This is a genomic window from Devosia sp. LjRoot3, assembly GCF_964252865.1.
Taxonomy (GTDB): Bacteria; Pseudomonadota; Alphaproteobacteria; order Rhizobiales; family Devosiaceae; genus Devosia.
Genome location: NZ_CAXUPK020000004.1, coordinates 237,669 through 259,453, shown reverse-complemented (window position 1 = coordinate 259,453; position 21,785 = coordinate 237,669). Strand labels below are relative to the sequence as shown.

Genomic DNA, 21,785 nt, shown 5'->3' with positions numbered 1-21,785 from the left:
GCCCGGACAAGCCGGGCATTCCTGTGACATTCGCGGATGAGTTTTAAGAAAACTCTTAGGCCGACTTGGCGGCGCGGCTCATGCGCTTGCGATCATTGGGATCAAGCCAGATCTTGCGCAGGCGGATCGATTTGGGCGTCACTTCGACATATTCGTCTTCGGCGATATAGCCGAGCGACTGTTCGAGGGTCAGCTTCTTCGGGGTCGTCAGGCGCACCGCTTCGTCCTTGGAGGTCGTGCGGATATTGGTGAGCTGCTTGCCCTTGAGCGCGTTCACTTCAAGGTCGTTCTCGCGGGAGTGCTCGCCCACGATCATGCCTTCATAGATGTCGACGCCGGCATCGATCATGATCGGGCCGCGGTCTTCGAGGTTCCACAGCGCGAAGGCAACGGACTGGCCGGTGCCGTTCGAGATCAGGACGCCGGTGCGACGGCCAGGCAGTTCGCCCTTATAGGGCACGAAGGAGTGGAACAGGCGGTTAAAGATAGCCGTGCCACGGGTATCCGACAGGAGTTCAGGCTGGTAGCCGATCAGCGAGCGGGTCGGAACCAGCAGCTGGATACGGGTACGGCCAACGCCGGACGGACGCATATCGGTCAGTTCGCCCTTGCGCTCGGTGAGCTTCTGCACGACGGCGCCGGTGAATTCGTCATCGACGTCGATGATGACTTCTTCGATCGGCTCGTGACGGGCGCCATCGATGTCCTGCATGAGAACCTTGGGGCGACCGATGGTCAGCTCAAAGCCTTCGCGGCGCATGTTTTCGATGAGAACGGCGAGCTGAAGTTCGCCGCGGCCGGCAACGTCATAGGAGTCGTTGTCGTCGCCGGGGGTGACGCGGATCGCGACATTGCCTTCGGCTTCGCGCATCAGGCGTTCACGGATGACGCGCGACTGCACCTTGTCGCCTTCGCGGCCGGCCAGCGGGCCGTCATTGATGCGGAAGGTAACCGACAGGGTCGGGGGATCGATCGGCTTGGCTTCGATCGGCTTGGTCACCGAAGTGGCACAGAGCGTGTCGGCCACGGTCGAGGTGACGAGACCGGCAATGGCGACGATGTCGCCGGCTTCGCCGATATCGACCGGGGTGCGTTCCAGACCGCGGAAGGCCAGAACCTTGGAAACGCGGCCCTTTTCGACTTCCTTGCCTTCACGGTTGAGCGTGTGGATGGGGTCGTTGGCCTTGACAGAACCCGAAGTGATGCGGCCGGTCAGGATGCGGCCGAGGAACGGGTTGCGCTCGATGGTGGTGACCAGCATGCGGAAGGCGCCTTCTTCGACGCTCGGCTCCGGCACGTGTTCGATGACCTTGTCGAGCAGCGGCCCGAGGCTTTCCTTCGGACCTTCCGGCTCAGCAGCCATCCAGCCCTGCTTGGCCGAACCATAGAGAACCGGGAAATCAAGCTGCTCGGGCGACGCGTCGAGGGCGATGAACAGATCAAAAATCTCTTCGAGCACTTCGAGGTGGCGCTCGTCGGACTTGTCGATCTTGTTGATAGCAACGATGGGACGCAGGCCCTGGGCCAGCGCCTTGCCAAGCACGAACTTGGTCTGCGGCATCGGGCCTTCAGCGGCGTCGACGAGGATGACGACGCCATCGACCATGGAGAGGATGCGCTCGACTTCACCGCCGAAGTCGGCGTGGCCGGGCGTGTCGACGATATTGATGCGGGTGTCCTTCCAGAGCAGGGAAGTCACCTTGGCCAGAATGGTGATACCGCGCTCGCGCTCGATATCATTGCTGTCCATGGCGCGTTCTTCAACGCGCTCGTTTTCGCGGAATGAGCCCGACTGCTTGAGCAGGACGTCGATCAGGGTAGTCTTACCGTGGTCAACGTGGGCGATGATGGCAATATTGCGCAGGGACATGGGCACCGGGGCGTTGGGCATGGTCCAGCGGCGCCAGAGGCAAACGGCCAAATCATGCGGAAAACAGGAAACGCCAGCTGCATTATGGGCAGTCTGGCGCTTTTCGGTGCGGCTATTACAGAAAAACAGCGCTCTTAACAAGCGCTGCCAATGCAGGGCGGGAATGCGCGAAAGACGAGAGGGGGCCCAATTCCGGTTCCGCGGCGAATATGGGATGGGTTTGCTGACTGAGACTCCTGGAAAAATGCCACTCTAGCGTTCGTGAGCTAGGCACTGCCGGCGAGCCTGACATTCTGGCCCGGCCAATGGCGCTCCTCCATGGCATCAGGCGCGATGGTGATCCTGTCGCGGCCGCTTTCCTTGGCGGCGTACAGCGCCTTGTCGGCCCGGGCGGTCAATCCATCGAGGTTTTCGTCGACGAGGTGCCGCGCAATGCCGGCGCTTGCGGTCACGCCCCAGCCGATATCGTCGCCAAAATCGGAGGCCGATAGCCCGGACCGGACCGCATCGGCAAACTGCCGTGCTGTGCTGAGATCACAGTCCGGAAGGATAACGGCGAACTCCTCGCCCCCCACGCGCCCCGCTATGCCACGCGGCACGGACATGTCGCGCAGGATCCGGCCTAGCCGGGAAATAACCCGGTCACCCGCCGCATGTCCGGCTGTATCGTTGACCCGCTTGAAATGGTCGATATCGAACAGGATCATGTAGATCGGACGGGCGCCGGCCGCCCGCAAAAGGCCCACGGCAGTCTCTTCGAAGGTCGCCCGATTGAGGAGGCCCGTCATGGCATCGATGCTTGAACGTTCCCGCATCCTGTCGAGCTCGCTCAGCATGTCGCGCATGACCAATGCTATGGCCATGGCCAGCAGCGCCACCACCGTGATCAGCGTCACCGTCAGGGGCTGCTCCACCGGCGGATGCGGGCCGGCCGGCGGCGCAAAATCGAGCAGTCCAGGCTGGGCCGGAGGCGGATTGAGCGAGATGGGTGCCCCGGGATCGCCCGCCTCGCCAAAGCTGCCGCGCAGGACCGATGGCGGACGGCGCGGCGACAGGGCGCGGGCGAGCCCTCCCGGATGGATCAGCGACAAGAGGCTGACAATGGCGATGCCGACGACCAGGACCAGCCCATAACCCCAGGCACCGGCGCGATAGACCAGCACAGCCGACCAGGCCATAAAGATCACCGTGGGAATGGGGCCGATCAGAAACCAGTAATGCGGCCGCGCATGCAGCACGGTCAGTGTGGTTGCCATCACGAGGAAAAGCGCCCCACAGGCGAGTATGCGGCCGAGGGGGCTGATGCGTGTGGCGCCTTCGCGATACAGCCCATAGGCCACGAGGCAGGCCGCCGCATAAAAACTGCCCCAGCTGAGCCATAAAACAGGGACAACCGGCTTTTCGAAACGCAGCGTCGCTGTTGCCAGCCACAAGGCCAGCAAGGCAAAGCTGCCGGCCCACCAGACAAAGGCCTTCAATCGGCGGTTGATGGCATAGGCAACGAGCAGCGCGACCGCCAGCAGTAACGCGGTGACAGCGGCGGCGAGCGAAAACACATCGACCTGGGCCACTTCAATCATTCCCTCTTTGCCCGCAAGCATAGGGGAGGCGCGTTAATGCACCCTTTTGGCGCGGACGAAGCGCATGATTTTTATGGTCTTTGTCTCGGTCGCCTTGCTGTTTGGCGGCCCCTCACCCCGCCCTACCCGTCTGCACTTCCAGCACGGAAATGACGCGTCCAAGCAGTTCCAGAAACTGCCCACGCTCGGCCGTGGTGAATTGCTCAAGCAGCAGTTCGTTGAGCGCGCCAAGGGCGCGGTCCATGTCGGCGATGCGATCATAGCCGGCCGGGGTCAGGGCGATCAGGGCGCTGCGGCCGTCATCGGGATTGCGCTTTCGCGTGACGAGACCATCGCGCTCCATGCGCTGGATGGTGGCGGTCATTGTCGGCTGTTCGACGGATGCCGCATCGGCGAGGCCCTTTGGCGTATGCGCGCCGCCGGCCGAGAGGGCGAGAAGCACCGGCACATAGGCAGGATTGAGCCCGATGGGTCCCAACATGGTTTCCGTCTCGCGCGCCAGAAGACGGGCAGCCCAGTTCAACTGGTCGGCAACGGTGGTCTCGTTCATATACTGAGCCTACTCAGGATTTTTCCCATTTAGGCGCGGCATACTGATTTGGGCAAGCGTTTCAGCTTATGCCTGCGAGACGTTTTAAGACCCGGTCGCGCTCGCGCGTCAGGCCCTTGTAGTCGAGCTGTTCGGGGGTGAGGGCGAGAAGCTGGGCATGGAGGGTTTCGGCGAAACTTTTGGCGCCGGGCAGGACGGAAAAGCTGTCGAGATCGACCAGTGAAATCCGGATGGTGAACACGATCGCCCCGCTTCCCGGGAGTTTGCGCAGGGTTTGCCGCTCGATGCGCAGGTGGACGGGATCGGCCCTATCGCCCGTGCCGAAGCGGGGCGTGTCGGGTCCTGAAACGTCGGGGTGAAACAATCTCCGGTCGCCATAGAGCGACCAGTTCCAGCGGATGATAGGTGTTTCGGGTCGCAGCGCGTCGAACATGCGCGCCATCAGCTGAGCCGGGCGGGTTTCGGGGCCAAAGCCGGGTACCGGAGCATGAATGGCATCGAGCACCTTTCCGATTTTTTCGGACAGCACCCAGGAGGACGGAAAGTTCAGGCTTGCTGCAACGAGGCGCCAACCGGCCTCGGCGCGAGAGAGGATGAGCAGATCGTCCTGCACCAGCTTTGCGGCCTGCAGCAGGGGAATGCCGCTCAGTTCAACCATTTCGCCGGTGGGGACGACAAGGAGGCCATCATCGCGCTTTTGCCAGAGGTCTGGAAAGCAGACGGGCAGATAGTCAGCTAGCAGGGAAAGCAGCTCGGCCTGGGCCGGACGGCTTTCGGGCAGTTCGGCAAAAATCTCGGCGAGATGCGTTTTGTGCAGCCGCGCCTTTTCGGCCAGCTGCGCCGCCATATCGGCATCGGGATCGAGCCAGTCTGAGAGGTCGAGCGGCCTGGTGGCGATCTGGAAAAGTCTGGTATCGAAGGCGGGAAGCGTCATGCCGCCATGAAAGCGGGGAGTTCGAGCCTTAGCAAGTGGCTTGGGGCGTCAATCACCACCAGCTGTCATCCCCGGCCTGCGCCGGGGTGACATCGAGGCAAGAGCCGAAAAGAAACGGGCGAGGTAGAACCCCGCCCAAAAAATCCAAAATTACTTGGAGGCCTTGTGGCGCTCGATCGATTCCAGAATCACGCGCTTGGCGTCGGCGAGGTTGCCGATCCGGTCGATCTTGGCCCACTTGCCGGGCTCGAGATCCTTGTAGTGCGTGAAAAAGTGCTTCACGCGCTCAAGCTGGATTTCCGGGAAATCCTCAATGTCTTTGATATTGTCGTACATGCGCGTCAGCTTGCTGACCGGCACGGCAATGATCTTTTCGTCCTGGCCACCATCGTCTTCCATGAAGAGCACGCCGACGGGGCGCGAGCGCACCACGGCGCCGGGCACCAGCGGACGCGAATTCATCACGATCACGTCGAGCGGATCGCCATCGCCGCACAGAGTATGCGGCACGAAGCCGTAATTGCCGGGGTAGCGCATCGGCGTATAGAGGAAGCGATCGACGAAGAGCGCGCCGCTATCCTTGTCGATTTCATACTTGATCGGCTCGCCGCCAAGGGGGACTTCGATGATGACATTGAGGTCGTCGGGCGGGTTCTTGCCGGTCGGGATGGCGTCGATGTTCATTTGGGCGTGTCCGTTGCGTCAGGGAGGGGCTGAACGGAGGCGTTCTGCCGCAGAACCCCCGGCAAAGGCAAGCCGTAAATAGGCGAGACGCCGAAGCCATTCGCCGCAGGACGAATGGCTTCGGAAAAAATTGCAAAAGCCTATTTGACGATCAGCACAGGCACGCTGGAACGCGCCAGAACCTCGGAAGCCTGGCTGCCGAGCAGCAGCCGGCCAAGGCCGCGACGGCCATGCGAGCCCATGACGATCGTATCAACGCCGCGCGCGGAAACCGCTTCGAGAATGGCATCGGCCGGACGATGGCGCGGCACATGCAGGGTTTCGGCGGCAATCCCGGCCGCGTCGAGTTTTTGCTTGGCGACGTCGAGCAGTTTTTTGGCCTGGTCGGCATAATCCTCTTCGAGCTGGGCAATGATCGGGCCCGCATCAAAAGTGCCGAAACCGCCGGCGCCGATGCCGGTGGCCACCGGGTCCGTTGAAGTTAGGACCAGGATTTTCGAGCCGTGTGCTTTGGCGAGTTCGACGCCGGCCGCCACGGCCTTGTCGCCAAGTTCGGAACCATCGGTGGCAATAAGCAGGGATTTGAACATGCTCTTCTCCTTGTTATCAGCACAATAACCCGATCATTGTGTCCGGCAATTGATCTCGATCATATCGCGGCGAGGAGGCCGGTCATGTTGCAGCGTCTTTTTCTGGTTCTGACCGTGACTTGCGCAACCCCGGCCTTTGCCCAATCGGGCTTTACCAGTGCCTATACCGACCTCGATATCGAGCAGTGCCTGGTGCTCGAAGCCGACGATTTCGGCGCCAGCTGGGCCTGCCCGGGCTATAAGGGTTTTCCGGTCATGGTTGAGGAAGGCGACCTCCGCTTTTCCATCAGCTATGGTTTTGATCCGGAAGCCAATTCGGCCGGTTTCCAGACGCTGCCGCCCTTCAACAATCTCGGCGCAAAGCTCGAATGGCGGCTGTCCAATGCAAAAGGCTACTTTTTCCCGGTGGCGACCATCGTGCGCTATCACACGGCCGACCCTGAAACCGGCGAGAACAAGGGCCAGGTGCTGGTGGTGACCCAGATTGCCGAGGGCAATTCCTGCCACATCGCCTATGTCGATGCCCTCGCCAACAAGGACGCCAACGAACTGGCCCGCGCCGCTGCCGACAAGGCTGGAAAATTCGACTGCGCCAATGACGAGCCCGAAGTAATCGGGGAGTTTTCGGCCTACTAGGCTTCGGCCTCGCCGCGCAGTCCCCGAATCTGGTTGCGCAACACGGTGCGGTCGCGGCTCGACACGCCGATCAGCTCGGCAATGCGCCAGACCATATTGTCCTCGAGCTCGTGATTCTGCCGGTCGGCAAAAACCACGGTCCACATCATGCGGATGATTTCGACGCGGTCTTCCATCGGCAACTGGGTAATGCCGGTGGTAAAGCGGTAAAAATCCACCGCCTCGGCATCGCGCTCGGCCGCCTGCTTGATCAGGCGATCGACACTGGGCTCATCAAGATCATAGTGATCCATCAGCGCGCCGCGGATGGTTTTGCGTTCCTCATCCTTCATCGTGCCATCGACCGCGGCGAGGTGCACCAGAAGCGCTGCCACCGACAGTCTTGGGTCATTGCTGTCGGCCGTGGCCTCGGCTTTTTGGAACAGACGGGTCAGGGCCTCGAACATGGCTTTCAGCCTCGTGGACGGGGTGAAGGAAACGGGTTTTGAATGAGCCGGGAGGGCCGCAGGTAAAGACTGGGGCAGAAGCTGGTTTTGCTCAATGGTCGCAAGTACTGCTCACGCGGTCTTGACCGCCGATGATGCAGCAAGGCCACACCCGATTCCGAGGTAGGCCGCAAAAGGGACTCGACTCCCGAGGGATTCGGAGTCAACATGTTCCTGTTTTGTTCTAGCAGGCAGTTTCACTATGTCAGCCCCGGATCGCCAACAGCGCCTCACCGCGCTGCGGGACACCATTGCCGATATCGAGCGCAAGCCGGCACTGGCGGAGGTGCGGGCAAAGTCCTTTGATGCCAGGGACGGCAATTTTCCGCGCCTGCCCGGAGGGCTTCTGCAGGAGGTCTTCACCGATGCCGTACGCAATGGTGGGGCCAGTCTCGGTTTTGCCCTGGGTCAGGCCAAAACACTGCTGACGCCCAAGCGTATGGCAGTGCTCTATCTGCAACTCACTTCTGACGGCCAGTTCTTCGGCCTACCCTATGGGCCGGGGCTTTTATCTTTTGGCTTCGATCCGGCACAATTGGTGATCGTGCGGGTCAGCGACATGCGGGACTTCCTTTGGGTCGCCGAAGAATCCCTGGCTTGCCGGGCGGTCGCCGGAATCGTCGCCGATATCGGCGGCGACCCCGAGCCACTCGATTTCACAGCCAGCCGGCGCCTGAGCTTGCGCGCTGCCGAAAGCGGCACGTCCTTGTTTCTGCTGCGCTATGGCGCGGAACGGCAAGCCAGCGCCGCCCATCTGCGCTGGTGTCTCACCCCGCATCGCTCGGGCCGAAAACGCTTCGATGAACAGGCACCCGGCGCGCCACGCTGGAGTCTCGAATTGGAAAAAGGGGTCGCACTGGGTCGCCAAACCCAGTTCTTACTGGAATGGACCGAAAATGGCTTTGCAACCTTGCCTGTTGAGCCCGGACGTAAAAGCCGGCACCGGCCGACGCTTCCTTTCGCTTTTCCTACCCGATTGGCCGACGGATTATCTCAAGCGGCGCGAGCCTGAACTAAGCACGCCCCTCGCGCTCTACGAGAAGATCAAGGGTGGCTTGCAGCTTGCCGCCATCGATACAGAGGCAGCTAAAAGAGGGCTGCGCGTGGGCCAAAGTGTAGCCGATGCACGTGCGCTCGTGCCGCGCCTCGCCATACGTGAACTCGATCGTCCCATGCTGGAAAATGCCTTTGCCAGCTTTGCCGACTGGCACTCCAATGCCAGTCCTCTTGTTTCGGTCCTGACCGACATAACGCCCTATGGCGATCTCATCCTCGACATAACAGGCGTGCCCCATCTTTTCGGTGGCGAGAAAATCATGTTGTCGATGATGATCAGTCGTTTGCGGCAGGTTGGCTATACCGTTTCGGGGGCTATTGCGCCGACGATCGGGGCAGCATGGGCGGTGAGCCACTTCGTCGGAAACCGGATCGTCACACCCAAGACGATGGTAACTTTGCTCGACAGCCTGCCCATCCCAGCACTGCGTCTGGGCAGGGACCAGATCGCGGCACTGACCCAGATGGGCCTTCTCACGATCGGACAGGTGCGGCAACGCCCCCGCAAACCGCTGCAGGCGCGCTTCGGTGCATCATTCCTTATCCGGCTTGATCAGGCTTATGGTGAAATCGAAGAACGGATGACCCCACGCCTGCCTGTCGTGGAACATTTTGTCGAACGCCGGTTTCACGAACCGATTTCCCAACTTGATGACGTTCTGGCGGCGGCCCGGGAACTAGCACAAAAACTCTGCGCGGCATTGGAAACCGATGGGCTCGGCGCCCAGACGTTTCATCTCTTTCTCTACCGCGTCGACCACAAGGTCATGACCCTGTCGCTCAATGCAGCGCGACTGACGCGTGATCCCCAGCATATCGCCAGTCTTTTTCATCACCGTGCACAGCGGTTCGAAGTGGAAGAATTCGATCCGGGATTCGGTATCGACATGGTGCGCCTGGCTGCAAGCTCGCTCGATCGACTCGATGTAGCCCAACTCGGCGCTTTTGAAACAGAGAATGGTGCTGCCGATATAGATCGCCTGACAGATCGACTTACGAGTCGGCTGGGCCCGACCGCCGTGCTCAAGGTCGAGCTTGTCGAGAGCCATATTCCCGAACGGGCGGCGCGCCTGGCACCGGCCGTTGTCGCCGAAACCGAGTCTCCGCTTTCCCGCCCGCGACCCAGACGTCCCCTGCGTCTCCTGCCCATGCCGGAATTGGTCAGGATCAATGCCGAAGTGCCTGATGGTCTTCCTGCTTCCATGATTTGGCGACGTCAGCCTTATCGCCTCATCAAGGGCGCCGGCCCTGAACGCCTCGGTGCCGAATGGTGGCGCAAGCGCGAACGACTACAACTTGTCGAAGAGGTCGAGCCCGAGGAACTCGAGCCAGGCGAGAAGGCCAAACAACCGCCCTATGTCGCCGCTCTGCCCCTACACGATCCGGAGGCCAGCACACGTGACTACTACCTGGTGGAAGATACCGACGGCAGGCGCTTCTGGGTTTTTCGGCAAGGTTTTTATGACGGTGATCTGCCTCCCGCCTGGTATCTGCATGGGTTTTTCCCATGAGCAATGTCGTTTCCCTCTCGCGCGAAAAAGCTTTGCAGGCTCAGCTTCCAGCTCAATCGCCTGCTTTTGCCGAACTGATAAGCACCAGTAATTTTTCTTTCCTGCGCAGCGGATCGCATCCGGAGGAACTGGTGTCTGGCGCGATACATCTGGGCATGACGGCACTCGGCCTCTGTGATCGCAATAGTTTTGCCGGCGTGGTTCGCGGCTATGTCACAGCCCGGGACACCAAGACTGACGGCAATCCCAATTTTCGCTACCTCGTCGGGGTTCGCCTTTGCTTTGCCGATGGCACTCCCGACATCGTGGCCTACCCAACCGATCGCATTGCCTATGGGCGGCTCTGCAAGCTGCTCACCCTTGGCAATCAGCGCGGCGAGAAGGGAAATCCCAAACTATTCCTCGAAGACCTTTTCGGCTCTGCCGACCCTGTTTCAGACAGCCAGCACGGTCCGACCGAAGATTTTTCCCAAGGTCAGCTCTTCATTCTCATGCCCAACGAAAACGACTGGGGACTGACGGAAGAAACCCTTGATCAGTTGAGCAGGAAAGCCCCGGGACGGATCTGGGTTGCTGGAACACCGCGCTTTGACGGGGAGGACCGGGCGCGCCTCAACCGGGTCGATCTCCTGGCCAAGCGACACCGGGCCCGGATGATCGCCAGCAATGATGTTGCCTATCATGAGCCGGACCGGCGCATGGTGCTCGATGTGGTGACCTGCATTCGAGAACACGTCACCCTCAACCAGGCCGGATTTCGTCTCGCCGCCAATGCCGAGCGACATTTGAAACAGCCGGCGGAAATGGTTCGGCTTTTCGCCGAACATCCCGACGCGATCACGCAAACGCAGCTTTTTATAAACCGCATCGCCTTCACGCTCGATCAGCTCAAGTACAATTATCCCGAAGAAACGATTGGCAACGGAGAAACCGCGCAACAGACTCTGGAACGCCTGACCTGGGCTGGCGCCGCCTGGCGCTTTCCCGATGGCCTGAGCAACAAGCTGAAAGAGGATCTCTGGAAAGAACTCTGCCTGATCGCCTATAAAGGTTACGCTGCTTATTTTCTGACCGTCCATGACATCGTCATGTATGCCCGGAACGAGCGCAAGATCATGTGCCAAGGACGTGGCTCGGCAGCCAATTCCTCAGTTTGCTTTTGCCTTGGCATTACATCGGTCGACCCAACCAAGAACACTCTGGTCTTTGGCCGTTTCATTTCCACCGAACGAAACGAGCCGCCCGATATCGACGTCGATTTCGAGCATGAGCGACGCGAAGAGGTGATGCAGTATGTTTACAAGAAATATGGTGGCCGGCGGACAGGACTGACAGCCAACGTCATCTCCTATCGCTCCAAAAGCGCCATTCGCGAAACCGCCAAGGTTTTTGGCGTATCGGAAGATGCGATCAGTGCTTTTAACCAGCTTCACTGGGGCTGGGGCTCGTCGCTAGATCTGAAAAACGTCGCCAATATCGGCCTTAGCCCCGATGATCCGGTGCTGGCCCAGATGTTCGAAGTCGTCAAAGTGCTGCGCGGCTTTCCCCGCCATCTCAGTCAACATGTCGGCGGCTTCGTCATCACCCGCGATAGTCTCGAAAGCCTGGTGCCGATCGGTCAATCGGCCATGGATAATCGGGCGATTATCGAATGGAACAAGGATGACATCGACGCCTTGGCCATTCTCAAGGTCGATATCCTTGCCTTGGGCATGCTCTCTTGTCTGCGGCGAGCATTCGAACTGCTACATGTGCATTACAAAAAAGACTATGAATTGACTGACTTGCTCGCCGAAGAAGTGGGCAAGGGACCGCTCGATAAATCTCGGGTCTATGCCATGACCCACCGCGCCGACACGATCGGCGTATTCCAGATCGAAAGCCGAGCGCAGATGTCCATGCTGCCACGGTTAAAGCCGATCCGGTTCTATGACCTAGTGATCGAGGTCGCCATTGTACGGCCCGGCCCGATCCAAGGCGGCATGGTACACCCCTATCTCAAACGCCGGGATGGAATCGAAAAATGGGAACCCAAACCCGACGATCCGCTCGACGAAGTGCTCAGGGAAACCAAAGGCATTCCCTTGTTCCAAGAACAGGCCATGCAGATGGCGACTGTTGGCGCCGGATTTACGCCGGGTGAAGCTGATCAGCTTCGACGAGCCATGGCGGCTTGGCGGCGAACAGGCAGGATCAGTATTTTCAAGGAGAAGTTCGTCAAGGGGATGATGAACAACAAAAGGGGGTATAGCCGCGAGTTCGCAGAACGCTGCTTTTCTCAGATCGAAGGTTTTGCCGAATATGGCTTTCCCGAAAGCCATGCGGCGAGTTTCGCTCTTCTTGTCTATGCCTCGTGCTGGCTCAAGTGCCACTACCCCGATGTCTTTGCCTGCGCGCTGCTGAATTCCCAGCCCATGGGGTTTTACGCACCCAGCCAGATCGTACGCGATGCAATGGAGCATGGTGTTGAAATCCTGGATGTGGACGTCAATCTTTCGGACCCCGAAAGCGTGCTCGAAACCGGTAGCCGCGAAACGCGCGATGCCATCTGGGCTCGACATGCCGAGATGAAGGACGACATCCTCTCCAATAAGGCAATCCGACTGGGTCTCAACTTTGTCGAGGGCCTGCCGGAGGCAGACATCAATCGCATCGTCGCCCGACGCGGTACAAAGCCGTACAATTCGGTCCGTGATCTGTGGTTGCGTACAGGCGTACCGATCGCGAGTCTTGAAAAGCTCGCTCGAGCCGATGCCTTTGCTTCCATGGATATCAATCGTCGTGAGGCGCTCTGGGCAGTGAAAGGGCTCATTGGCGCCCACGGCGCCGATACCTTGCCCCTCTTCCAGGCCGCAGCGCCCGTCGTGACGATAGCGGAAGAGCCCGCCGGCCTCCCCCTCATGGCGCCGGGCGAAGAGGTCATCCATGACTATGCGACCCTGTCACTGTCCTTAAAAGGCCATCCAGTGCAATTCCTGCGGCCCATGCTGATGGAGCGCGGCACGACGCGAGCGGCGAATCTCTCGACGGTGACGCCGGGCCATCGCATCGAAGTGGCGGGCCTCGTTCTGGTCCGCCAGCGGCCGGGCACGGCGAGCGGCGTCATCTTTGTCACCCTCGAGGACGAGACCGGGGTCGCCAATATCGTTGTCTGGCCAAAGCTGTTTGAAAATGACGCCATGCGAAAAACCCTGCTTTCGAGCCGCATGCTGGCGGTGCGCGGGCAATTGCAGAAAGAGGGCCTTGTCATTCACATCATCGCCGAGGACATGGTCGATTTGACCCCGCACCTGCTCGATCTCTCCCATGGCAAGGATTTTGGCGACCGGATCGTGGCCCGGGCCGATGAGGGAAAATCCGGTCCGCCGGGCACGCAGAGCCGCGACCGCAATGCCATCCGCGAGGTGGAAATGGCCCGCCGCCGCGCCTATGGCGCCATGCCCAAGGGTCGGAATTTCCATTAAGAGAGGATCACACCAGGGCGCTGATGTTTTCGGCGAGATCGACATCCTTTTGCGTCAATCCCCCGGCATCATGGGTGGACAGCACGATCTCGACTTTGTTGTAACTGTTCGACCAATCGGGATGGTGATCCGCCTTGTCGGCGAGCAGCGCCACGCGGCTCATAAAGCCAAAAGCCTCGGAAAAATCCTTGAACTTGAAGGTTCGCGTCAGTCGTTTCTCGCCGTCCTCCACCGTCCAGCCGGCCAGCTTGCCGCGTGCCGCCGCGATTTCCTCGGGTTTGAGCTTGTCTGCCATTTTGGTCTCCTCAACCTGCGGCACGTCTCCCGAAAACAGTACCGCTTCGGAACAAAGGCATGCGCGACAACAAAAACCAAGTCGCGCCAAACCAATCCAGGGGATCTCGACGCGCTTTAGCGAACCGCATTAAGCAAGGGTTCACCTTGGCAACGGGAAAGCGGCGACGAAGTTCAACTTCCGCCCAACATTCAAGACGGTCTTAACCGCACCTGAGTTGAACTCAAACGTCAACCAGAACGGCCACGCCAAGAATGGGCGGCCATAAGCCACGAACGTGGCGAACTACACCAAACTGCCACCGACCGGAGTCGGGGCGGCGGATCACCCCAAGATCCGAACTCTTCACAGGACCGGCATGTTTCAAGCCGCCCATAAATTGCTGCCCCCTCTCGACTATGTGTCGATGATCCGCTCGCTTTATGCGGACCGGCTGTCGATGCTGCTTGGCGCCTATGGCTCGGCACTCGCTGCCTCCGTCGCGGCGCTCGAGGCCCAGTCGCCCGAGCTTGGCTGCATTGCGGTGATGTTCATCGTCGTGGGCTTCCTGCGCCACCTCGATATGAAGGCTTTTGACGATGTGGTTCTGGGCGACGAAGACGTCGAAGCCGCGCTCTATTGGGAAGGACGCGCGACCCTGGGGGCCGCCGCCATCGCGTTGATCTATGGCGTCTGGTGCCTGATCAGCTTCTGGGTGGTCGACGATGCCTTTGCCGAACTGACCGCTGCCAGCGTCTCGGTTTCCGTGCTGGTGGGTGTCTCGCAGCGCAATTTCGCCATCGACAGGCTGATGACCATCCAGGTCCTGCTGATCGCCGTGCCCCTGTGCCTGGGGCTGCTGCTGGTGGGCAATATCTACTATGCCCTTCTCACCCTGCTGCTACTGCCCTTCTTCCTGTCGCTGCGAAAGATCGCGGGCAATGCGCGAAACGTGCTGCTGCGCGCCGTGCATGGCCGCACCAAGGCCTCGGCGCTGGCCGGCCAGCTTGATGCTGCGCTCGACACCATGGCGCATGGCCTCCTGATGCTCGACCGGAACCACCTGATCGAAGTGGCCAATGACAGCGCGCTCATGGCCTTCGGCATCGACAATCCCACCGACTGGATCGGGCGCCCGCTCTACGAACTGTTCGAACACGCCCTTGCCACCGGCGCCGTGCCGCAGGCCGCCACCCGGCGCATCGAGCTGCTGATCGAAACCCGTTCGAGCGGCAAGGTGCTGATCTCCAGCGCTGCGGGGCAGTATTTCGAAGCCTCGATTTCCTCGCGCGACACCAAGTCGGTTCTGCTCTTCGAAGACATTTCCGATCGCATCGCGGCCGAAGAGCGCATCAGCTACATGGCGCGCTACGACGCGCTGACGGGCCTGCCCAACCGGGCCTATTTCGCCGAGCTGGTGGAAAAGGCGCTCGAAGCGCGACTCGATACGTTCGCGGCGGGCGATATGGCGCTGCTGATCCTCGATATCGACGACTTCAAGCATATCAACGATACGCTCGGCCATCTCGCCGGCGATCAATTGCTGCACGAGCTCGGTCAGCGCCTGCCCGGCGCCCTGCCCGCAAATGCCATTGTCGGACGCCTGGGCGGCGACGAATTCATCGCCTTCTATGTCTCATCCGCGGGACCCGCAGGCATCGAGGCCGATGCCGAGCGGCTGATCACCAGCATGCACCAGGCCTATCAACTGCCCAATCGCCGGCTCGACATCGATGTCAGCGTTGGTCTCGTCTCGTCCCCGGACCGCAACAATGACTTCGAGCAATTGATGATCAAGGCCGATCTGGCACTCAACGCGGCCAAATCGGGCGGCAAGAACCGCATCATGCAGTTCCATACCCGCATGGATACCGAGTACCAATTCCGCCAGCAGCTCAAGACCGACCTCAAGACCGCCATTGCCGAAGGCAAATTGCACCTCGCCTATCAGCCCGTGGTCGACCCGCGCGAAAACCGCATCGTCGGCTGCGAGGCCCTGGCGCGCTGGGATCACGAGACTTTTGGCGCGATCTCGCCGGCCACTTTCATTCCGATCGCCGAAGAAACCGGCATGATCACCGATCTGACGCGTTTCGTGCTCGCAAAGGCCACCCGCGACTGCCACACCTGGCCCGGAAGCACCCACGTCGCGGTCAATATCTCGGCGCATGATTTCCGCGCCACCGATGTGGAAGACATGGTCAGTCGCGCGCTCGCGGAAAGCGGGCTCCCGGCCGCGCGGCTCGAAATCGAAGTGACCGAAACCACCGTCATCGAAGAGCGCGATGCCGCCGCCGCCGCTCTCCTGAAACTGTGCAAGCAGGGGGTCGGCGTGGCGCTCGACGATTTTGGCACGGGCTATTCTTCGCTGAGCTATCTCAGCGCCCTGCCCTTTACAAAACTCAAGATCGACCGCTCCTTCCTCACCGGCATCGAAACCGACGAACATGCCCTAAAACTGCTCACCAATGTGGTGCAGATCGGCAAGGACCTTGACCTCGTGACCACGATCGAAGGCGTCGAAACCGAGGTTCAGCTCAACTTCGTCACCAATCACACGCGGGCCGACCTCATCCAGGGGTTCCTTTATGGCGCGCCCATGAGTTTTGATGCGATCTCGCGCCTGCTCGAACAGCAGATTTACCGTCAAAACACGGTGCCGCTGCGCTTGGTCTCCTCGACCTAGTGGGTGCAAAACCGGCAAATTAACCACGTCGGCAATGTCAACTTTTGTCAGGGTTAATAGATCGTTAACGTTCCCGCGACGGCAATTTTGGGCGGCGGACAGATCAGCATGGCTATCGACAAAGACAGCGCGGCTGCAGCCCGCGCCGGCGAACCCTCGCGCTTTTCGGGGGCGCTGATCGACGTGCTCGACGACGTCAGCTATGCACGGGTCGATGCCAGCGTCATCGACGATCCCATCTACAAATTGCGCTATCGCGCCTATGTGCGTGAGGGTTTCATGGATCACAATGCAGAGGAAATCTGCATCGACGATCTCGATGAAACGCCCAATGCCATGAGTTTTGGCATCTATATCAAGGGCGAACTGGTCAGCTCCATTCGCCTGCACCACCTGATTGCCGAGCACCGCCGCTCGCCCAGCATGAAAGTGTGTCCCGATATCCTGGCCCCGATGGTGGATGCCGGGAAAACCTTCATCGATCCCAGCCGGTTTACGGCCGACCGCGAGGCATCGCTGACCTATCCGGCCCTGCCTTTTCTGACGCTGCGCGTTGCCGCCATGGCCTCGGTGCATTTCAATGCGGACCTGTGCCTTGCGTTGGTGCGCCCCGAGCATGGGCCCTTTTACAAGCGCGTCTTCGGCTCGGAAATCATGAGCGATGTGAGGACCTATCCGGGCCTCCATTTCCCGGTCGCCCTCTTCGGCGCGCCGGTCGAGAACATCCGCACCCGCGTCGCCCAGCGTTTTCCGTTCTTCTTGTCGACCAGCCATGAGCGCGAGCAGCTCTTCACCCAGACGGTGAAGCAGGGCACGCATCTGCGCATCCGCGCTTCGGCCCGCCACGCCTATGAAAGCGCGCGCGCAGAAATGGCGGAGCAACTCTGACCGGAATGGGAAAGGGAAGTGGTGCCGCTTAGGTGACTCGAACACCTGACCCCATCATTACGAATGATGTGCTCTACCAACTGAGCTAAAGCGGCGCCGGGCGGGCCATGGCCCGAACGGATGGCGGTCTTTTACTGTTGGTTTTCCGCGGGCGCAAGAGGCAAGACCGGCGCAGGCTTGGGGAAATCTTCAGCCGGATCACCTGAAGCCGCCGGCAACGGCAAGGGCCGCGCATTGCTGGTCACAGGCACTTTCCATTCAAAGGCGTCGAGCTTACCGGTGACGGGCGAAATCGGCTCCCACTCGGCACTGACAAGCCCATCGGCTGTCCAGGCCGGATCGCGCGCCGCGCGCAGACCCCGGGCCAGCCATTCGCGTGCCTTGCCCTGATCGCCGGTTTCGCCGGCTTCGATTTCGGCCATCAGACTCGCAACGCCCTCGGTGAGATCGGGCCCGGCATAGGGCAGCAGTACATCGCGGGCCAGCGGCCAGTCATAGGCGTCAATAGCGGCACGGGCGAGCGCCATGGCGGCCGCACGGTGTTCGGGTGGCGTATCGACGATCTCGCGCATCCGCTTCAAACGTTCGACTGCCGAAGCGCCGGGCTGGGCGTGACCGTAGAGCGCGGCGACATCGGGGTGCCCGGTCGCCCGCCAGATACGACGCAAGAGGCTCATCGCTTTGCGGCTCTCGCCCTGATTGATATGGACGCGCGCTGCAATGAGCGCTGCGGGCACGAAATCGGGCAGGAGTTTTAGCGCCGTCAGCGCATGTTCGAGCGCCACCAGCGGCTGGCTGGTTTCGGCTTCCCGCGCGCGCGCCGTTTCAATGACCGCCTGGCGGCGGCGTTTTTTGGCGCGGCCTTCGCGGCCCGGCGGCACTTCGGCATTGACCATGGCCACAGCCTCGGCCCAGTGACCGCGCCGCACCAGATCGTCGAACACGGCTTCAGAGGCCCAGGAACTGTCGGGCGCCAGACTCAGCGCCTTGCGGGCAAAGGTCAGCGCCGCTTCCGGCCGCTGCTGGGTCCGGGCCTGGTCATAAAGGCCGGTGAGAGCCGCCAGCGCGGTCTTGTCGCTGGCGATCAGCGCCCGATAGTGCTCGCGTGCCGCCGGCATATCGCCCACGGCCAGATCCGCGCGGGCTTCGAGCAATTTTGCCGCGCTGTTTTCAGGCAGCCGGGCTTGTGCCTCGCGGGCGAGAAGACGCGCCCGCGCCGGATCGCCCGATTGCAGGGCAATGACGGCGTCAGACAGGGCTTCCACCCCCTGTTCGCGACGGCGCAGGGCACGACGCCGGGCCATGGCGCGCGGCGCCCCAAAAATGCGGCGCAGCACAGCCCAAACGAGGATGATGAGCGCAGCAGCAAGCAGCAAGAGCACCACCGCCGTGCCGAGCCGCGGCTGCATGCGATAGCCGGCCAATTCCAGCGTCAGCGTGCCTGGCAGAGCCATCAACCACGCAGCGAGCGCCGCAACGACGAGGGAACCGACGATCCAGAGGGCGAGACGGATCATGCGCCGTTTCCTCCGGCCAGCGCCGCTTGGCGCAGCGTTGCAAGGAAGGTCTGGGCCGCGGCCTGCTTGTCGATTTCGTCGGCCACAGCGCCGGTGGCGGTTCGCATGGAGGGTGGCAGGGCGTCGAGTTCGGTCTTTGCCGCAACAAAGTCGCCGCGCCCAATGGCGCCTTCGAGCCGCGCAACCACAGCCTCTGGCCCATCGCCCTCCACCGCCTCCGTGGGGCGCAGCGCTATGATGCCGCGGAACCAGTCCGACGTTGCTTCCTGCCAGCCGGCATCGGCTCCAACCGGCCTGCCGGCCAAAACATCGGGCAGCACGGCATTGAAATCGCGGGCAATGAGATCGGGGCGCTTGAGCCCGGTCATGGCATTGGCAAGCACGGCATCGGGCACGGCAAGATTGGGCAGCGCCTGCCGAAGGGCAGCAATTTCCGCATCATAGGCCGAGCCGGTGGCAAAAGCCGTTTCGAAGCCGGAAACGATGAGCGGCAGGCGCACCTGCCCCGCTTCGATTGCCGTACCCTCGGAAAAATCGGTTTCGAGCGTCGCGACCTTGGCGGTGACACCATCGAGATCGGTCTGGGTCTGGGCGGAAGCCTGGCGCAGCGCAGCGAGTTCGGTTTCAAGCGTGGCAATGGCAGCAGCATTTTGCGCCGCCGTTTCACCGGCGGTCTGCGGCGCAGCAGTGAGCTCATCGACCCGAGCGCTAAGCGCGGCAAGATCACCTGCCAGCTGATTCGATGCCGTCGAATCGCCTGCCGGGGCGGACGCTTCAGGATTGGTTTCGAGCCCGGCGACCCGCGCGGTCAGCCGCGCCAACTCGCCCTGCAAGGTGGAGGTAACCGTTTCAAGTTCCGGCACGGCCGTCGAAATGGTTGATATCCGCGGATCGGCCGGCTGCGGCGCGGGAGCGACCGCAGGCCAATAGCCCAGCAGCGCCAACCCATAGGCAGCGCCGAGACCCACGACACCACCAACGAGACCAGCAAGCCACGCCGTCCCTGCCCCCGATTCGGCTGATGTAACCGGCGGCGGCGTGATCGGCTTTGATTCGGGCTTTGTCGTTGCGCTGGCCGGACTGGTCTTGGCCGGTTCGGATTTAACCGGCTCGGGCTTGGCCTCTGCTTCGGGCTTTGCCGCACTTGGCTTGGCCGATTCGGCCGGGCGCGCCGTGCCTTCGAGCACTGGTGGCTTCACCGCGCCGGACTTGCCGGCGGGCGTGGTTGGGGTTGCGGCGCTTGCCTTGTCCTTGGGATCAGCCATGTGCCTTCCTTTTGCCTTGCCCGATCATGACCCAGATTGCTCGCGGGCAAAAGCCAGCGCCAGGGACATCATCGCTTCTTCATCCGGCCGGTCGGCCAGATGCACGCGGGTAAAGTGACTGCCGAGCAGCGGCTGCGCGACATTTTCGGAGAGGCACAACAGCACGAGATCGCGCTTTTTTGCCGCGCTGAGTTTTTCGCTCACCAGCGCACAAAAAATCTCCGCCGTTCGCCGGGAATAGACGAGCACCGCGTCGAGGCCGCCGCTTTCGAGCTCCGTCAACGTGCCATTCGGGAAATATGATTCGGCGACCATGTCATAGACTGTCGCGGTGACCACCATGATCCCATGCGGGGCAAGCGCCTGCGCCAGGTCGCCGCTGAGGTGCCGCCCGGCCGGGTAAAGCACCGGCCCCTCGATGCGGGCCAAGGCCAGCATGGTCGTCAGCCGCTCAAAGGTACCGCCAGCGCTGAACACATCTCTAAAGCCCAGGCTTTTTGCCTCGTGCGCCGTGCGATCGCCCACCGCATAGACCGGCAAGTGATGCAGGTCCGGGAGTACGCTCTTGTCCTCCAGCGCCCTGAGAGCATTGGTACTGGTGACTGCCAGGGCGGCAAAGCCGGACGGGTCTGGCAGATGAAAATCAAGCGCCGCCCGCGTCAGGAGAGGTGTCGCCACCGCCTCGATGCCGAGCGCCGCCAGCCGGTCGATACTGGCTTGTGCATCGGGCTCCGGGCGGGTGACGAGCATGCGCATGTTTTCAACCCATCCACTGTTTGAGCCAGTCGGGCCCAGCCTGATCGAGCAGTTCCTGTCCGACCTTTTCGCCCAGGGCCTGCGGATCGCCACCACTGGCTTCAGCGCGGAAAGTCGTCTGCCCATCAAGGCTCAAAATTTCGCCCTTGAGGGTCAGCGAACCGCCCTGCCCCTCGGTCAGAGCCCCCACCGGGGTGCGGCAGGATCCATCGAGCACGGCCAGCATGGCCCGCTCCGCCGCAATACGCGCATGCGTTTGCGCATGATCAAGCGGCGCCACGAGGTCCAGAAAGCGCTTGTCGCCGCTGCGCACGGCAAGCCCGATGGCCCCCTGGGCCGGCGCGGGCATGAAATTGTCGGCATCAAGAACGGCCGTCGCCCGATGCGCCTCGCCCAGCCGGTTGAGTCCGGCCATAGCCAGCAGCGTGGCGTCGGCCACGCCATCAGCCAGTTTTTGCAGCCGTGTATGCACATTGCCGCGGAAGGGCACGATTTTGAGATCGGGCCGCAACCGCAGCGCCTGCGCCGCGCGGCGAATGGACGATGTGCCGAATTTCGCGCCCTCGGGCAGCTGATCGATCCCCGCCACCTTCAGGGATAAAAAAGCGTCGCGCACGTCCTCGCGCTCAAGAAAGGCGGCCAGCACCATGCCCTCGGGCAGGCCTGTCGCCACATCCTTGCTGGAATGAACGCCGATATCGACGCGGCCCGAAAGCAGCGCCTCGTCGATCTCCTTGGTGAAAACGCCTTTGCCGCCAATGGTCGACAGGGCCACATTGGCATCCTGGCTGCGGTCGCCGCCGGTCGAAAACACTTCAATATGGATGTCGTCTTCGCCAACGCCATGGGCCGATGAAAGCAGGCTCCGCACCAGCTTCGCCTGTGCCAGCGCCAGCGGGCTGCCGCGCGTTCCGATCCGGGCGAAGGGGGCTGGCGATTGCATTATGGCTCTGTCCTAGTGTAGCGAAAACCGTCAAGGCGCCTCGCGCCGCCTCACCCTTGGGAGTAGACCAGTTCGTCGTGACCGGGCAAGCGCAAG

At 61.5% G+C, this 21,785-nt stretch carries 18 protein-coding genes and 1 tRNA gene; 6 read left to right on the top strand and 13 right to left on the bottom strand.

Annotation, left to right across the window (positions count from 1 at the left end):
- Positions 1–55: 55 nt before the first annotated feature.
- The 6 genes from typA to ACSQ2A_RS15870 form a co-directional block, all read right to left on the bottom strand.
- Positions 56–1,870 carry a translational GTPase TypA gene (gene typA, locus ACSQ2A_RS15895; RefSeq protein WP_295414438.1) on the bottom strand — a complete coding sequence of 605 codons (1,815 nt, stop codon included), beginning with the start codon at positions 1,868–1,870 and terminating at the stop codon, positions 56–58.
- 266 nt (positions 1,871–2,136) lie between these two features.
- On the bottom strand, positions 2,137–3,450 hold the full coding sequence (locus ACSQ2A_RS15890) for a diguanylate cyclase domain-containing protein (RefSeq protein WP_436073018.1): 1,314 nt from the start codon (positions 3,448–3,450) through the stop codon (positions 2,137–2,139).
- Between the two features lie 112 nt (positions 3,451–3,562).
- On the bottom strand, positions 3,563–4,000 hold the full coding sequence (locus ACSQ2A_RS15885) for a MarR family winged helix-turn-helix transcriptional regulator (protein WP_436073017.1): 438 nt from the start codon (positions 3,998–4,000) through the stop codon (positions 3,563–3,565).
- Positions 4,001–4,061: 61 nt separating this feature from the next.
- On the bottom strand, positions 4,062–4,934 hold the full coding sequence (locus ACSQ2A_RS15880) for a heme-dependent oxidative N-demethylase family protein (protein WP_436073016.1): 873 nt from the start codon (positions 4,932–4,934) through the stop codon (positions 4,062–4,064).
- A gap of 150 nt (positions 4,935–5,084) precedes the next feature.
- Complete coding sequence (gene ppa, locus ACSQ2A_RS15875) at positions 5,085–5,618, bottom strand: inorganic diphosphatase (protein ID WP_295413139.1); 534 nt, start codon at positions 5,616–5,618, stop codon at positions 5,085–5,087.
- A gap of 140 nt (positions 5,619–5,758) precedes the next feature.
- Entirely contained in the window at positions 5,759–6,208 is a 450-nt protein-coding gene (locus tag ACSQ2A_RS15870) for a universal stress protein (RefSeq protein WP_436073015.1), read from the bottom strand.
- 84 nt (positions 6,209–6,292) lie between these two features.
- Here ACSQ2A_RS15870 and ACSQ2A_RS15865 point away from each other — a divergent pair, with 84 nt between their 5' ends.
- Complete coding sequence (locus ACSQ2A_RS15865; RefSeq protein ID WP_436073014.1) at positions 6,293–6,844, top strand: hypothetical protein; 552 nt, start codon at positions 6,293–6,295, stop codon at positions 6,842–6,844.
- Here the strand turns inward: ACSQ2A_RS15865 and ACSQ2A_RS15860 are convergent.
- Positions 6,841–7,290 carry a TerB family tellurite resistance protein gene (locus ACSQ2A_RS15860; protein ID WP_436073013.1) on the bottom strand — a complete coding sequence of 150 codons (450 nt, stop codon included), beginning with the start codon at positions 7,288–7,290 and terminating at the stop codon, positions 6,841–6,843. The genes ACSQ2A_RS15865 and ACSQ2A_RS15860 overlap by 4 nt on opposite strands.
- A gap of 241 nt (positions 7,291–7,531) precedes the next feature.
- Here ACSQ2A_RS15860 and ACSQ2A_RS15855 point away from each other — a divergent pair, with 241 nt between their 5' ends.
- Genes ACSQ2A_RS15855 through ACSQ2A_RS15845 form a run of 3 tightly spaced genes read left to right on the top strand, consistent with a single transcriptional unit; the run spans position 7,532 to position 13,360 of the window.
- Positions 7,532–8,341 carry an ImuA family protein gene (locus ACSQ2A_RS15855; protein WP_436073012.1) on the top strand — a complete coding sequence of 270 codons (810 nt, stop codon included), beginning with the start codon at positions 7,532–7,534 and terminating at the stop codon, positions 8,339–8,341.
- Complete coding sequence (locus ACSQ2A_RS15850) at positions 8,226–9,896, top strand: Y-family DNA polymerase (RefSeq protein WP_436073011.1); 1,671 nt, start codon at positions 8,226–8,228, stop codon at positions 9,894–9,896. The genes ACSQ2A_RS15855 and ACSQ2A_RS15850 overlap by 116 nt, the downstream gene beginning before the upstream one ends.
- Positions 9,893–13,360, top strand: coding sequence for an error-prone DNA polymerase (locus tag ACSQ2A_RS15845; RefSeq protein WP_436073010.1), 3,468 nt, complete (start codon positions 9,893–9,895; stop codon positions 13,358–13,360). The genes ACSQ2A_RS15850 and ACSQ2A_RS15845 overlap by 4 nt, the downstream gene beginning before the upstream one ends.
- A gap of 7 nt (positions 13,361–13,367) precedes the next feature.
- On the opposite strand, the gene ACSQ2A_RS15840 is transcribed toward ACSQ2A_RS15845, so the two are convergent.
- The gene (locus ACSQ2A_RS15840; protein ID WP_436073009.1) at positions 13,368–13,655 is read right to left on the bottom strand and encodes a 4a-hydroxytetrahydrobiopterin dehydratase; all 288 of its coding nucleotides are present in this window, start codon (positions 13,653–13,655) and stop codon (positions 13,368–13,370) included.
- Positions 13,656–14,013: 358 nt separating this feature from the next.
- Between ACSQ2A_RS15840 and ACSQ2A_RS15835 the strand changes: the two genes are divergently transcribed.
- Positions 14,014–16,320: a putative bifunctional diguanylate cyclase/phosphodiesterase gene (locus tag ACSQ2A_RS15835; RefSeq protein ID WP_436073008.1), complete on the top strand. Its 2,307-nt coding sequence runs from the start codon at positions 14,014–14,016 to the stop codon at positions 16,318–16,320.
- Between the two features lie 108 nt (positions 16,321–16,428).
- Entirely contained in the window at positions 16,429–17,208 is a 780-nt protein-coding gene (locus tag ACSQ2A_RS15830; RefSeq protein WP_436073007.1) for an N-acyl amino acid synthase FeeM domain-containing protein, read from the top strand.
- A 19-nt stretch (positions 17,209–17,227) separates the two neighbouring features.
- On the opposite strand, the gene ACSQ2A_RS15825 is transcribed toward ACSQ2A_RS15830, so the two are convergent.
- The 5 genes from ACSQ2A_RS15825 to hemC form a co-directional block, all read right to left on the bottom strand.
- Positions 17,228–17,303, bottom strand: a tRNA-Thr gene (locus tag ACSQ2A_RS15825).
- A gap of 36 nt (positions 17,304–17,339) precedes the next feature.
- Positions 17,340–18,725 (bottom strand): heme biosynthesis protein HemY, encoded by a 1,386-nt coding sequence (locus tag ACSQ2A_RS15820; RefSeq protein WP_436073006.1) that lies wholly within the window; start codon positions 18,723–18,725, stop codon positions 17,340–17,342.
- Positions 18,722–19,990, bottom strand: coding sequence for a hypothetical protein (locus tag ACSQ2A_RS15815; RefSeq protein ID WP_436073005.1), 1,269 nt, complete (start codon positions 19,988–19,990; stop codon positions 18,722–18,724). Before ACSQ2A_RS15815 ends, ACSQ2A_RS15820 begins: the two co-directional genes overlap by 4 nt.
- A gap of 24 nt (positions 19,991–20,014) precedes the next feature.
- Positions 20,015–20,746, bottom strand: a complete 732-nt coding sequence (locus tag ACSQ2A_RS15810; RefSeq protein WP_436073004.1) for a uroporphyrinogen-III synthase — start codon at positions 20,744–20,746, stop codon at positions 20,015–20,017.
- Positions 20,747–20,750: 4 nt separating this feature from the next.
- A complete protein-coding gene (gene hemC, locus ACSQ2A_RS15805) occupies positions 20,751–21,689 on the bottom strand; it encodes a hydroxymethylbilane synthase (RefSeq protein ID WP_436073003.1) in 939 nt (312 codons plus the stop codon).
- Positions 21,690–21,785 lie beyond the last annotated feature (96 nt).

Coding starts and splice junctions, on each gene's coding strand:
- ACSQ2A_RS15850 (WP_436073011.1), top strand. CDS start 8,226: ATGGCTTTGCAACCTTGCCTGTTGAGCCCGGACGTAAAAGCCGGCACC.
- ACSQ2A_RS15870 (WP_436073015.1), bottom strand. CDS start 6,208: ATGTTCAAATCCCTGCTTATTGCCACCGATGGTTCCGAACTTGGCGAC.
- ACSQ2A_RS15865 (WP_436073014.1), top strand. CDS start 6,293: ATGTTGCAGCGTCTTTTTCTGGTTCTGACCGTGACTTGCGCAACCCCG.
- ACSQ2A_RS15855 (WP_436073012.1), top strand. CDS start 7,532: ATGTCAGCCCCGGATCGCCAACAGCGCCTCACCGCGCTGCGGGACACC.
- ACSQ2A_RS15860 (WP_436073013.1), bottom strand. CDS start 7,290: ATGTTCGAGGCCCTGACCCGTCTGTTCCAAAAAGCCGAGGCCACGGCC.
- ACSQ2A_RS15840 (WP_436073009.1), bottom strand. CDS start 13,655: ATGGCAGACAAGCTCAAACCCGAGGAAATCGCGGCGGCACGCGGCAAG.
- ACSQ2A_RS15880 (WP_436073016.1), bottom strand. CDS start 4,934: ATGACGCTTCCCGCCTTCGATACCAGACTTTTCCAGATCGCCACCAGG.
- ACSQ2A_RS15890 (WP_436073018.1), bottom strand. CDS start 3,450: ATGATTGAAGTGGCCCAGGTCGATGTGTTTTCGCTCGCCGCCGCTGTC.
- ppa (WP_295413139.1), bottom strand. CDS start 5,618: ATGAACATCGACGCCATCCCGACCGGCAAGAACCCGCCCGACGACCTC.
- ACSQ2A_RS15810 (WP_436073004.1), bottom strand. CDS start 20,746: ATGCGCATGCTCGTCACCCGCCCGGAGCCCGATGCACAAGCCAGTATC.
- hemC (WP_436073003.1), bottom strand. CDS start 21,689: ATGCAATCGCCAGCCCCCTTCGCCCGGATCGGAACGCGCGGCAGCCCG.
- ACSQ2A_RS15815 (WP_436073005.1), bottom strand. CDS start 19,990: ATGGCTGATCCCAAGGACAAGGCAAGCGCCGCAACCCCAACCACGCCC.
- typA (WP_295414438.1), bottom strand. CDS start 1,870: ATGTCCCTGCGCAATATTGCCATCATCGCCCACGTTGACCACGGTAAG.
- ACSQ2A_RS15830 (WP_436073007.1), top strand. CDS start 16,429: ATGGCTATCGACAAAGACAGCGCGGCTGCAGCCCGCGCCGGCGAACCC.
- ACSQ2A_RS15820 (WP_436073006.1), bottom strand. CDS start 18,725: ATGATCCGTCTCGCCCTCTGGATCGTCGGTTCCCTCGTCGTTGCGGCG.
- ACSQ2A_RS15835 (WP_436073008.1), top strand. CDS start 14,014: ATGTTTCAAGCCGCCCATAAATTGCTGCCCCCTCTCGACTATGTGTCG.
- ACSQ2A_RS15845 (WP_436073010.1), top strand. CDS start 9,893: ATGAGCAATGTCGTTTCCCTCTCGCGCGAAAAAGCTTTGCAGGCTCAG.
- ACSQ2A_RS15885 (WP_436073017.1), bottom strand. CDS start 4,000: ATGAACGAGACCACCGTTGCCGACCAGTTGAACTGGGCTGCCCGTCTT.